Annotated in this window: 12 protein-coding genes and 1 pseudogene; 5 read left to right on the top strand and 8 right to left on the bottom strand. The window is 41.5% G+C overall.

Annotation, left to right across the window (positions count from 1 at the left end; translation table 11 throughout):
- Nucleotides 1-15: 15 nt before the first annotated feature.
- The 3 genes from V7K53_RS32880 (at nt 16) to accD (ending at nt 2,852) form a co-directional block, all read left to right on the top strand.
- Nucleotides 16-276, top strand: coding sequence for a hypothetical protein (locus tag V7K53_RS32880; RefSeq protein WP_094347451.1), 261 nt, complete (start codon nt 16-18; stop codon nt 274-276).
- Between the two features lie 201 nt (nt 277-477).
- Nucleotides 478-1,305, top strand: a complete 828-nt coding sequence (locus V7K53_RS32875; RefSeq protein ID WP_335201669.1) for a prepilin peptidase — start codon at nt 478-480, stop codon at nt 1,303-1,305.
- A 596-nt stretch (nt 1,306-1,901) separates the two neighbouring features.
- Nucleotides 1,902-2,852, top strand: coding sequence for an acetyl-CoA carboxylase, carboxyltransferase subunit beta (gene accD, locus V7K53_RS32870; protein WP_292873445.1), 951 nt, complete (start codon nt 1,902-1,904; stop codon nt 2,850-2,852).
- A 66-nt stretch (nt 2,853-2,918) separates the two neighbouring features.
- Here the strand turns inward: accD and V7K53_RS32865 are convergent, their stop codons facing one another.
- The 4 genes and pseudogenes from V7K53_RS32865 to V7K53_RS32850 all read right to left on the bottom strand — a co-directional run bounded on the left by V7K53_RS32865 (nt 2,919) and on the right by V7K53_RS32850 (nt 5,314).
- Nucleotides 2,919-3,359 (bottom strand): DUF4332 domain-containing protein, encoded by a 441-nt coding sequence (locus V7K53_RS32865; RefSeq protein WP_335201668.1) that lies wholly within the window; start codon nt 3,357-3,359, stop codon nt 2,919-2,921.
- 212 nt (nt 3,360-3,571) lie between these two features.
- A complete protein-coding gene (locus V7K53_RS32860; protein ID WP_335201667.1) occupies nt 3,572-3,910 on the bottom strand; it encodes a hypothetical protein in 339 nt (112 codons plus the stop codon).
- 249 nt (nt 3,911-4,159) lie between these two features.
- A pseudogene (locus V7K53_RS32855) lies at nt 4,160-4,312 on the bottom strand (IS630 transposase-related protein); the annotation flags it as partial.
- Between the two features lie 195 nt (nt 4,313-4,507).
- Nucleotides 4,508-5,314 carry a PhzF family phenazine biosynthesis protein gene (locus V7K53_RS32850; RefSeq protein ID WP_335201666.1) on the bottom strand — a complete coding sequence of 269 codons (807 nt, stop codon included), beginning with the start codon at nt 5,312-5,314 and terminating at the stop codon, nt 4,508-4,510.
- Nucleotides 5,315-5,749: 435 nt separating this feature from the next.
- On the opposite strand from V7K53_RS32850, the gene V7K53_RS32845 reads away from it, so the two are divergent.
- Nucleotides 5,750-7,132, top strand: a complete 1,383-nt coding sequence (locus V7K53_RS32845) for an aminopeptidase P family protein (protein WP_335201665.1) — start codon at nt 5,750-5,752, stop codon at nt 7,130-7,132.
- A 35-nt stretch (nt 7,133-7,167) separates the two neighbouring features.
- Here V7K53_RS32845 and V7K53_RS32840 read toward each other — a convergent pair whose 3' ends face one another.
- Both V7K53_RS32840 and V7K53_RS32835 read right to left on the bottom strand, forming a co-directional pair.
- The gene (locus V7K53_RS32840; RefSeq protein ID WP_335201664.1) at nt 7,168-7,566 is read right to left on the bottom strand and encodes a hypothetical protein; all 399 of its coding nucleotides are present in this window, start codon (nt 7,564-7,566) and stop codon (nt 7,168-7,170) included.
- 252 nt (nt 7,567-7,818) lie between these two features.
- On the bottom strand, nt 7,819-8,766 hold the full coding sequence (locus V7K53_RS32835) for a shikimate dehydrogenase (RefSeq protein ID WP_335201663.1): 948 nt from the start codon (nt 8,764-8,766) through the stop codon (nt 7,819-7,821).
- A gap of 175 nt (nt 8,767-8,941) precedes the next feature.
- Between V7K53_RS32835 and V7K53_RS32830 the strand changes: the two genes are divergently transcribed.
- Nucleotides 8,942-9,868 carry an alpha/beta fold hydrolase gene (locus V7K53_RS32830; RefSeq protein WP_335201662.1) on the top strand — a complete coding sequence of 309 codons (927 nt, stop codon included), beginning with the start codon at nt 8,942-8,944 and terminating at the stop codon, nt 9,866-9,868.
- A 282-nt stretch (nt 9,869-10,150) separates the two neighbouring features.
- On the opposite strand, the gene V7K53_RS32825 is transcribed toward V7K53_RS32830, so the two are convergent.
- The gene (locus V7K53_RS32825; protein ID WP_335201661.1) at nt 10,151-10,870 is read right to left on the bottom strand and encodes a hypothetical protein; all 720 of its coding nucleotides are present in this window, start codon (nt 10,868-10,870) and stop codon (nt 10,151-10,153) included.
- 678 nt (nt 10,871-11,548) lie between these two features.
- Complete coding sequence (locus V7K53_RS32820; RefSeq protein ID WP_335201660.1) at nt 11,549-12,505, bottom strand: aldo/keto reductase; 957 nt, start codon at nt 12,503-12,505, stop codon at nt 11,549-11,551.
- Nucleotides 12,506-12,552 lie beyond the last annotated feature (47 nt).

Here is a 12,552-nt window from a genome sequence, read left to right as displayed (position 1 = left end):
AAATAACAGTCGATAGTGTACGCATTACGACAAGGACAAGTAAATTTTACCGCCCCAAAGAACCAATCGCCTTTGATTGATCCCTCTGTAATCAGAGCTGCTGGGCAGATATACTATACTCACTGTGAAGTCCATCCCGAAATAGCTGGGCAACCTTCCGGTGTAGCAATTAATCGTGTGACTCATCGAGGTAAGGTTATTTTTACTAACCAACCAGTTCTTTTACCTCAAGAGTGTTTTGTACCCTTAAGTCAAATTGAATCCCACATGTATTAGTCATTGGTCATTGGTCATTGGTCATTAGTCACTTGTACTGAGTTTCGACTTCGCTCAACTACCGCGTAGTCGTTGGCGTGGTCACTGAGCTTAGTCGAAGTGCAGCCTCTCGTAGAGAATGTATTGGTCATTAGTTATTGACAAAGCACAAATGACAAAGCACAAATGACACAGGACAAATGACAAAGGACAAATGACTGTATGGACATTTTGTTCGCCATCCCGGCGAGTGTAATGGTCTTTGCTTTGGGTGCATCTATTGGTAGTTTTCTCAATGTTATTGTTTATCGCCTACCTGCTGGGTTGTCAATTCTTTGGCCGCCTTCTCGTTGTCCTAAATGCTTAAACCAGCTAAAAGCTTACGACAACGTACCAGTATTTGGCTGGATTTCCTTAAGAGGGCGGTGTCGATATTGCAAAAGCAAAATTTCTGTCCGTTATCCCGTGGTAGAAGGGGTAACGGGCATAATTTTTTTACTAATTTTTTTGGTATTTCAAGTTTCAACTTTAACAATAGGCTATTGGGCTTTTTGCAGTTGGTTATTAGCGCTATCACTCATCGACTTAGATACAATGACCCTACCCAATCCACTTACTCAGTCGGGTTTAGTGGTGGGAATTTTGTTTCAAATGGTAGTTGGTTTTCTACCAGAGGGTAGTTTTGTGGCATTGGTAAATCACCTTATGATCGCCATAGTTGGTGCAGTATTAGGCTTATGGTTGTTTGATGCGATCGCCCTCTTGAGTTCAATTGCCTTTGGTAAAACTGCAATGGGTGCAGGTGATGCCAAGTTAGCAGCCATGATGGGAGCCTGGTTAGGTTGGAAATATTTGCTCTTGGCTAGTTTTATTGCCTGTGCGCTAGGAGCATTAATTGGTATCGGTATTTTGATTATGCAGCGATCGCGACAAAAATTAGGACAAAAAATCCCTTTTGGCCCTTTTCTGGCTTTAGGATCTGTGATTACCCTGTTTAGCGGCGAAGCCATTTTGTCTAGCTACCTGCGGTTATTTTTCCCAGCCTCTTGAATTGAAGTATCGACGGGCAGGGGAACAGGAGAGCAGGGGAGAAGTTGCAGTAAGATTTCTCCTCTGCCCCTCTGCTCCCTTGCCCCTCTGCCTCTTGTGCCCAATGCCCTATACCCATAACTAATGCCCTTTCATAAGAAATATTTATAATTCGTGACTGTAACCAACATTACCCCATCTGCCCTTCACATTTTGATAATATTCAGCTTGTGACTTGTATTACCCTCTTAACGACGATTAACCGTTGGCAAATACAACTAGTGCAACAGATGCTGATTGTTCAAAACCCAGCAATACAAATAATTGATTAGGGTGGGAGGGGGAGAGCATCTTATTTGGAGGTTGGTATTCTCATGGTTTTGTCACTACGTCCATATAATTAAGTCTGCTGAAAAAAAGAGCAAGAGACTTGTATTGGTATAAGTATTTTCGTTAAGCTGGCAACCAAAGACGAAAATTAAGGTCTGAATTGCTTAAAAACGTAGTTTAACGATGTAGCCATTAGTCTTAATAAAGAAAAATGACTAATGACTAAGGACAACCCAATACGGTTTGACATGTTTTCGACCTCATACCCACTTAAAATAAAATAAAAAATGGCTAACAACGAAGAATCACGTGGTTTAAAGTCTCTATTTGATTGGTTTGCAAATCGAAGGAAGTCAGGATCTACCAGCCTCGAACGCCAAGAACGTGAAATTGCTGATGGTTTGTGGCATAAATGTTCCAAGTGTGGCGTGTTGGCATATACAAAAGACTTGAAAGCCAATCAGATGGTTTGTGTCGAATGTGGTCATCACAATCGGGTAGATAGTGATGAGCGCATCCGTCAATTGATAGATAACAATACCTGGAAACCGCTAGATGAGCATTTGCGTCCAACTGACCCGCTAGAATTTCGCGATCGCAAACTCTACAGCGATCGCTTGCGGGAAACACAAGATAAAATTGGCTTAATAGATGCAGTTAGAACTGGTTTAGGTCAAATCAATGGTTTGCCCATTGCCCTTGGGGTTATGGACTTCCGTTTTATGGGTGGTAGTATGGGTTCGGTTGTGGGAGAAAGACTCACCCGGATGATTGAGCAAGCCACTCAACGACGCTATCCTGTAGTTATCGTCTGTACCTCTGGTGGCGCCAGGATGCAAGAAGGTATGCTCTCTTTGATGCAGATGGCGAAAATCTCCGCAGCCTTACAGCGCCATAAAGACGCCCGATTATTATATATTCCAGTTTTGACCAATCCGACAACGGGCGGCGTTACCGCTAGTTTTGCCATGTTGGGCGATATCATTTTGGCAGAACCCAAGGCAACTATTGGTTTTGCCGGTCGGCGAGTGATTGAGCAAACCCTGCGGGAAAAACTACCCGAAAATTTCCAGACTGCTGAAGATTTGCTCCAGCATGGTTTTGTTGATGATATCGTACCCCGTACCCAATTAAAGAACACCCTAGCCCAGCTGATTGCTCTACACCAGCCTGTATTAACAACACCTCATATGGTGTTGTGGGAAACAATGTCCTTGACTTCTACCGCCGCAGAATAAACAAAAGTTAAAAGTTATGAGTTATGAGTTAAAAATTTACAACTCCTAACTCCTAACTTCTAACTCCTAACTAATGATTGTTTTTGCTTGCTGACTCCACTGTTGTACTAGCTCAATTGCTGGACACAAATCTCGGCGCTGCATTGTTGCTACCTGCAAGCGCATAATTTGTTGGTGCAATCTGTGAGTAGGAGTTTGAGCTAACTGGACTACAGAACCAATACCTGCATGAAGCAATAAACCACAATATTGTGTCCCGACACTGGGAATACGTGCCAAGTCAGCTAAAGCCATCCATTTATTTACATACTGAAGATGAATCTGTAGTTTATTTGCTAACGCTAGTCTTGACTCTAGAGTTTTCCCTTGTTTGACTAAAGTTACTGTGCTAGTAATCCCACAATTTTGAAGTTGAGATTGTTCCTCATGGCTCAGTCCAGGTAATTCCTCAATTGGCCAATAACGAGATTGGATAGTATTTTTACTATCTTTTTGTTTAGCAGACATTTTTGAAATAAAAATATAGACTTGTTTAAATATTGTGACAGTTGTTTCTTCGCAAAAGTACGCTTTTGCTGTTTAGTGTTTGTATTGACGTGCAATTTTAACTCAATCTTCTGAAATACTATTGTTTTGCCTGACAATGCAATTGTTTAGCCTAACAAACATTAGATATCTTGCAAAACTCCCTAACAGCCTCTAATCAACTGCATTGACAGCTATTTTAGGCAGGTAATACCGATCGTATCGGGATAGTCAATGTAATCCTGCCAGAACTCGGAGCCAAATTTCTGTATGCCTTCGGGAGAGACTAGACCTCTTGCAAAAGTGCTTTTTGCAAGAGAGGGGAAAAGGGTAAAGGTTAAAGGGGAAGGGGACAATACTGAACCTTTTGCCCTTCCCCCTTCCCTTTTTCCCGACTTATGCAAGAAGTCTACTATTGGATGATGCCAGAGGATCTCTTTAAAACCTGCACTAATCAAGGCCCATTCATAAGTCGCTTTGCTGAGGTAGTAGTTATCAATACTGATAGACTCATCCTCATCAGGAATGCTCAATGTTAAGGTTATGGGCGTACCTTCCTTGAGCGACTAGGCACATCTCCTAGCAATGTCATATTTCTTATGTTTATCATAAAACTCTGGAAGCAGTTCTAAATTATTGTTCAAACTGACGAATCGACCATCAGGTTTCAGATGAATTGCTATAGCCTGACACATTTTGAGTAGTTGCTCTTTAGTTGAAGCGCAATTCAGCAAGTAGGAGACTACCGCAAGATCGAAGTTGCCAATAGAACCAATTTCCATGACATCAACTGTTTCAGCTTTGCGCTGGAACCATAAGTTAATTGTGTTGCGACTGATATTGAACAAAAGGCTTGCCTCACACTTTTTGAGACCATCTAATTCAATCGCTTGCATAACTTTTCGTCGGAAATCATCACTATAAGCTTTTGCCATCGGGATGGGGTAGATGCAATGCTAACTCTTATAGTTTACGTCCTAATCTTTATGGCTATGGCTATATCATTGAGGATTGAAAGCTGCTAGTAATGAAACTGAACTACCAATAAATATGTTTCCAGTGGAATGTCCTTATTTCATTGCCCAAGTTCTTTATAGTGAGTTTTTGCCAGATATTATTGATTTGTAATATTAAGTTGATGCGGTAAATAACTCCCCTCGCAGCACAGTTACCGCTTGTCCGGCAAGAAAAACGCGATCGCCTCCGTCATAATCCACCTTCACCACGCCACCGCGACTAGATGCTTGATAAGCCAAAAATTCATTTTTGTGCAAGCGATCGCGCCAGAACCAAGCAAGACAGCAATGAGCCGCTCCTGTAACTGGGTCTTCATTAATACCTAATCCTGGTGCAAAGAAGCGAGAGACGAAATCATATTGAGAATTAGTGTCAGTGAGACTAGTGACAATAACATCACAAATCGGCAAAGTTTTGAGTAGTTGAAAATTAGGCTGTACTTGCCGCACCAATTCTTCAGATTCCAATTCCACTAGATAACCTAGTGAATTCTGCAATACAGATTTGTAGGGTACACCCAAAGCTTGCTTGAGTTCTGGAGGAGGGACTGTTGCTTGTGAGTAATTTACTGGAAAATCTAACTCAATCCACTCACCTTGCAACTTCGCAATCAGCACTCCACTTTTGGTATAAAAACGTGCAACTTCATCGGGTGACAAATGTCCTTCAGACCAAAGTACATGGGCACTAGCTAAAGTTGCGTGACCACAAAGCGGTACTTCTACCGTAGGCGTAAACCAACGCAGATTAAAGCCATCATCCTGTCTGACTAAAAAAGCTGTTTCAGATAAATTCATCTCCTGCGCCACGTTTTGCATCCAGCGCTCATCTTGGGGAGTAGGCAAAACACAGACAGCAGCCGGATTACCTGTGAAAGGTGTATTGGTAAAAGCATCAACCTGAGTAATGATTTGTCCCATTAGATAGACTCACCTTGAAAGTTAGACAGCAATATATTTATCAGTAGCAAGGTGTAAGGGCGTGCCCCTACTTGTTTAATGAGAACCACTATATACAGTACCTTAGAAATTAGGAATACAATCTCCAAAAACTAGAGTCAATGTTAAAGCAAACCGAAAACGTGAGGATAAAAATCTTCAGAAGCATCTTTGCTGCTGTCAACTTAGCGCTAATTTCTGGAGGATTAGTTAGTTGTGTTGTTGAAGCCCCGCAGCCACTTGCACCAATTTAGCAACAAAAACCAGAGTTACAACCTAACCAGAACAACAAAGATGACGACCACAAAGATGACGATCGCAAAGATGATAAAAATGATGGCGATCGCAAAAATGATCAAAAAGATGACGATAAAGACGATAACGACTAAATAAAGGTAAAACTATCACCTTACATTTATGCTTATCCCACAAACTTCTACTTCCCTCATTGAGACTTTACGCTACCGACGGCAACAACTAGCCAAGCTGATTGATTTTCCCGCAATTCTGTGGTCAGGTAGCAATAATCCGCGCAACTTTCCGGCAAATTCCTTTCCATTTCGTGCTAACAGTCATTTCCTTTATTTCGCGGGACTGCCATTACAAAATGCGGCAATTCGTCTAGAAGCGGGCAAACTAGAACTATTCATCGACGAGCCGTCACCCAGTAGCGCCCTTTGGCATGGAGAAATGCCAACGCGCGAAGAAATAGCCGAGAAGATTGGGGCGGATGTGGCAGGGCCAATGGCAGAATTAGAATCTTGGCTAGAAAATGCCGCTACACTTGCCGTTCAAGATGCAGCTACTTGGACACAGCAATCGCAGCTATTAAATAGATGGGTTTTACCACAAAGTCCTCCCCAAGGAATTGACTTGGAGTTAGCGAAGGCGATCGTTTCAATCCGCCTTACCCACGATGATGCGGCATTAAGCGAGTTACGAAAAGCTGCGGCTGTCACTGTCAAAGCTCACAAAGCGGGGATGGCAGCAACACCCCAAGCCAAACTAGAAGCAGAAGTTCGGGCAGCGATGGAAGGGGTAATTATTGCCCACAATATGACCACCTCTTACAACAGTATTGTCACTGTTCGCGGTGAAGTTTTGCATAACGAGCATTATCACCATAGTTTGCAACCAGGTGAATTACTGCTTGCCGATGTTGGCGCTGAGACTGAGACTGGTTGGGCTGGTGATGTGACTCGCACGTGGCCAGTTTCCGGTAAATTTTCATCTACCCAAAGAGATATTTATAATGTCGTGTTGGCAGCCCATGATGCTTGCATTGCCAAAATCCAGCCTGGTGTAGAATATGGGGATATTCACCTGCTAGCGGCTACAGCGATCGCTGAAGGTTTAGTAGAGTTAGGCATTTTACAAGGAAATCCCCAAGATTTAGTAGAAATGGATGCCCACGCGCTGTTTTTTCCTCATGGGATCGGTCATCTACTGGGTTTAGATGTGCATGATATGGAAGATTTGGGCGATTTAGCCGGGTATGAAGAAGGACGTGAAAGGAGCGATCGCTTTGGCTTAAGCTATCTCCGTTTGAATCGTCCCCTGCGTCCAGGAATGTTAGTCACAATTGAGCCTGGTTTTTATCAAGTACCAGCAATTTTAAATGATGCTAATGTCCGTTCAAAATATCAGAATGTGGTGAATTGGCAGCGTTTATCTGAATTTGCCGATGTGCGGGGAATTCGAATTGAAGATGATGTTTTAGTTACTACAGAAGGCAGCGAAGTTTTAACAGCTGCATTACCGAACGATGCCGATACTATAGAAAATCTAATTAATGGCTGAGTTCATACTGACAGGCATCCATAAAGGATGCCTAATTACTGGATTGACCTTTCTTTAATCCAACCAAGCATTTGACTTCGCACATCACGTTCAGATCGTGAATCCAACAAGATCGCTAACATAGAGGCATCACGCTCATCATCGGTGTTAGAGTACTGCGCCGGATCTCGATTTACCTCTACTTGTGCAATCTTTACGTTTTCTGCAACCACCTCAAAACGCACTTTAAAAATGCAAAAACCAGTCCAACTACGATGCAAATATAGCCAAGGAGCTTCATAGAAAATGAACCACTTATCTTCCATCTGCTCTGGAATCACTCCAGCAGCAATTCGGTCGAATTCTTCCTGTGAGTAAACTTTTTCTAGCGTTATATTTTTGGATACAGAAGGCATAAGTTCTGTTTTCCAATCATTACGTTTGGCTATTCGCATAGTTTTGGTTTAATTTTATAGCAGCAAAATGCCCATTTTACAAAACCAGCAAAATCATCTGCACGGGAGCCTATCCTAGCGAATGGAAATCGCCTGGTATATTTGCTACACAAGAGACCTCTTGCAAAAGTGCCTTTTGCAAGAGGTCGGGAAAGGGGAAAAGGTTAAAGGGTAAAGGAAAATTCTATCCCTTTTCCCTTTAACCCTTACCCTTTACCCGACTTATGCAAGAAGTCTAAGATATTGGAACCCTCATTTCCCCAAACCCAGGTGATTTTGTAAAGCTTGGCGCATCACTTCTACAGGCAAAGTTTCTAGATGCAACCAGATTTTTAATGCTGCTACCCCTTGTTGGACTAGCATTTCTAATCCATCGATCGCAATTGCGCCTTGTTTTTGTGCCTGCTGGAGAAATTGCGTCGGTTTAGGAATATATATTAAATCGTAAGCGATCGCACCCGTTGGTAAATTTGCGATTTCTTCTACACTCAAAGGCGATTCATCAACTTTGGGATACATCCCAATCGGAGTTGTATTTACCAGCAGATTTGCTTGGGGAATGAGCTTTGGTAATTCCTCCCATTGATGAACCTGGAATTTATCAGCTAGAGATGAATTGCTCCAACTATTGTGGAATTCTTGTAATCTCTGCATATTGCGCCCAACAACATGAATTTGGGCAAAACCTAGCTGAATACAACCTGCTACAACAGCTCTTGCTGCACCACCATTACCTAAAATTACTGCTACTTTCTGACTCCAATCTTGTTTATATGTTGTCTGCAAAGGGGCGATAAATCCTTCTATATCTGTATTTGTGCCTACCCATTGGTTATTTTGGCGGCTAACAGTATTTACAGCTCCGATAGTTTGAGCAAGGGGTGTAATTTTTGAGAGTAGGGGAATGATTGCCTGTTTGTGAGGTATTGTCACACTAAAGCCGACAACCCCAACAGCAGCAAAACCTGCGATCGCCACCTCTAAATTCTGTGGTTCAATCGGAAAAGGCAGATAAATGTAATCTAATCCTAATTGTGCGATGTCTTCTCTACGAGAGGCTTCTCCTGTCGGAGACGCTTCGCGAACGCCAACGACGAGCTGCGCTAACGCTGCATTATGCATCACTGGCGACAGCGAATGCTCCACCGGATGTCCAATGACTCCTAGTAATTTAGTTTTCCCTGTAATTTTTTTAGTCATTAGTCATTAGTCATTAGTCATTAGTGATTTGTACTGAGCATAGTCGTTGGCGCAGCCCCTCCAAGAGTTGTATTTGTCATTTGTCCCCACTGCTCCCCTGCTCCCCTGCTCCCCTGCTCTCCACTCTCCACCTAGCCTACAATTATTAAAAGACTACTTAACACTTCTTTAAATCATGCAGGCAACTACAGCCCCCTCTACAACTCCAATTCCTGGTAAATATTGGCAGTGGCGCGGGCACAACGTTTACTACGTGCGTGCGGGAGAGAAACAAATGCAACGTCCGCCCTTGCTTTTGGTACATGGATTTGGTGCTTCTACAGACCACTGGCGCAAGAATATCACAGGATTGTGTCAAGATTTTGAAGTATTTGCGATCGACCTTTTGGGATTCGGGCGATCGGCAAAACCAAAATTGCAGTATAGTGGCGACTTATGGCGCGACCAACTCCATGATTTTATCAGCGAAGTGATTGGTCAAAAAGCAGTATTAGCAGGTAATTCCCTTGGTGGTTATGCTTGCTTATGTGTTGCCGCCCAACGTCCCGACAGTGCAGCTGGTTTAGTTTTGCTCAATAGTGCCGGGCCTTTTAGCGAAAGCCAGCCCACATCTGAACCTGAAGCTTTGCAAAGTGAAATTCAGCCATCCAAACAACCCTCTTCTTTAGAGAAACTCCTGGGTGACTCGGTTAAATGGATTTTTCAACAACCTTTAGCTCAGTTTGTGTTATTTCAATACGTGCGACAACGTTGGGTAATTCGCCAAACTTTAGAAAAGGTATATCTTGATAAAAGTGCAGTTACAGATCAATTGGTAGAAGAAATTTATCGTCCTGCTTTTGATCCAGGTGCATTGGATGTATTTGTTTCAGTTTTTAGCAGTCCTCAAGGGGAAAAAGTTGATGTACTATTAAAGCAATTAACTTGTTCTCTATTGATGTTATGGGGAGAAGCCGATCCGTGGATGAATGCTAAAGAACGTTCTCGAAAGTTTCGTCAATATTGCCCTGAATTGACAGAGCATTTTTTAACAGCAGGTCATTGTCCCCACGACGAAGTACCCGATGAAGTAAACCAACTTTTACGCGATTGGGTTTTGTAAAGGTTAATACAGTTCAGAATGCGCAACAAAACCCTCATGTAAAGACGCGATTTATCGCGTCTTGAAAAACCAATTATCCACACCAATAACCCTTAACCCAAGCGTATTGGATTAAAGAGACTTCTTGCATAAGTCGAGAAAAGGTTAAGGGGGAAGGGGAAAAGGTTCTGTATTGTCCCCTTCCCCTTTAACCTTTACCCTTTTCCCACTCTTGCAAAAAGCACTTTTGCAAGAGGTCTAAGGTTTGTATTAAGCGGCTTCACCTGCTTACTACGAATAAGACTATTTAAAAATGTAAGATTTAATTTCTTGCTCTATTTTGTCACTAATAATTTCAGTTCCCATACCGATTTTATTGAGATTAACCCTAACGAAATTTGTTTTATCTTCTTTTGTAAACTTTTTATCATTATCCGAGTCTTTGATAATTTTTAGAAAAATTGCATTTTGACCTGAAACAACAACCCAACTAATGATTCGAGTATTATTTGGGGTAATTTGCTGGAGGTTTTTACCTGATAAATCAGAAAGATAGCCAATAGTAGCATCTTCGCTATTAATTTTTTTATCTGTATTTGTATCTTGGTCAATGATTTTATATAACCAAACTCTTGTAGTTGGCTTGTTTGCCGCTTTTACTTCCAATAAATCGAAGGAGGCGATAATGGCTTTTTTATTTAATAAAAGATGAGCTTCACTACCTTGCTTTTGATAAAAGATGATATTATATAATTGATTATTTCTTCCATTTTCATAAGAACGTGAAAGGTTTAAATCAACTCCTTTATCTTCATTCTGCTCTGCAAGACTAACAGGAATCATTAGATAATCTGATTGTTCTTTAATAATTAAATCGCCATAGATAAGATTTTGTTGTGGCTTCGGTTTCTCAGTTGCTTTTGCCTGTTCTGCATTTCTACTAACAGAAGACTTACAGGAAAAAGAAAGGACAGCCACAATCATAGCTGTAGTAATCTTATTTAAAAAGCGATAATTTTTCATCAAATTCTCCTAGCAGGATATGTTGCTGTCTTATTTTATTCCCTGCTGGAAAATTAGCTAGAGTCCAATACGCTTCAATACAGTTTAGTTAAAACAAAAAATTATATTGATGTAGGTTGGGTTGAGGAACAAAACCCAACATTATCGAGACTTTGTTGAGTTGATCTGTCGCTCAACCCAACAAAGCCTCACTGATATCCCTACGTACCGAGAAAATCATATTACAATAAAATACCAAAAACCTGGTCGAGGTTGACCAGGTTTTATCGAGTTTACAGATTTCAAATTTTAAACTAATTAACTAGCTGAAAGTTAATAACTAGGGTGGACTAAAAAACTAACAAACTCAGCATTCTTGCGTTTTTCCGCTTTAGGATTTGGCTTTGCCTTTTACATTAGGTTTTTTGCCACTTCTATCACATTTGATATGCTGAAACTTGCTTGGGCTGATGACAAGGGGACACTAAGTCATTGACCCTTTTTGTTTGGTTTTATTTTGTTTGGTGTCCTACTTTTTAAGGTATCACTTAATTTGTGAGTTGCAACCCTTGGTTTACGAAAGTTGACGTTTTGTTAGATTTTGCAATCTAGCGCCATAAATTTGATCCCTAGCCTTCTTTTAAAGAAAGTTATAGGGATCTTGGATAGATTAAGCATAGTGACCAAACTGCATTGTCATCAATTCCACATAATCTGATTGTCATCCAGATGGTCGGTGACAATACGCCCAATGGCATCAATTTCTGCTATTTCGGCGGTAGAAAGCTTAATTTGGGCAGCTAATGCGTTATCTAGTGCTTGTTCGGGATAACGCGCTCCGGCAATCGCATTTGTTTGAGGTTGAGCAATTAACCAGGCTAAAGCTAACTGAGCAAGGGTACAATCATGAAGAAGAGCTATAGGACGCAGTTTTTCTAGCGCTTGTTGAGCATGTTCAAAGTTTTCGCCTTGAAACAGTTTATTTTTAGCACGGTTATCTGTCGGGTCAAATTTATGACCGAGAGAAAACCTTCCCGTTAACAACCCCTGTGCTAAAGGCGAATAAGCAAGGATAGAAATATTGTTTTCGATACAATAGGGAAATGCATCTTGTTCTACCTGTCTCCAGAATAAAGAATAGGGTGGTTGTAAACTATCAATACGTCCATAACTTGCTGCTTCTGCTAACTGGGCGTGAGAAAAGTTGGAAACACCGATTGCTCGAATTTTACCTTGCTCTTTGAGTAAGTTAAGAGCGCTCATAGTTTCTTCGATAGGTACTATTTCACTATTGAAAGCGCCGGAGGGCCAATGTATTTGGTAAAGATCGATGTAATCAGTTTTCAGGTTTCTTAGGGAACGATCGCAAGCTTCAATCACTTGTTCATACTTGAGATGGTTAGCAAAAACTTTCGTGGCATATTCCACGCGAGTTCGTACATCAGATAAAGCTTCAGCGACAATTTGCTCCGAGTGTCCTTCACCATATGCTTCAGCAGTGTCAATTGTCGTAATCCCAGCTTCATAAGCGGCTCGAATAGTTTTAATCGAGTCAGCATCCTCAATTCCCACCCACATTCTTTTACCAGCTTGCCAAGTTCCCATGAGGATGGGTGTGATTTTGACTTCACTTGTACCTAGCAATCGCTTTTCCATAACTGCTTCCTAATTCATTACCTTGGACAGGTTCATACTTTATCAGT

This window comes from Nostoc sp., assembly GCF_036917355.1.
Classification (GTDB): Bacteria; Cyanobacteriota; Cyanobacteriia; order Cyanobacteriales; family Nostocaceae; genus Nostoc.
Note: the sequence above shows the minus strand (reverse complement) of the source record. Positions and strands in the feature narration are given on the sequence as shown.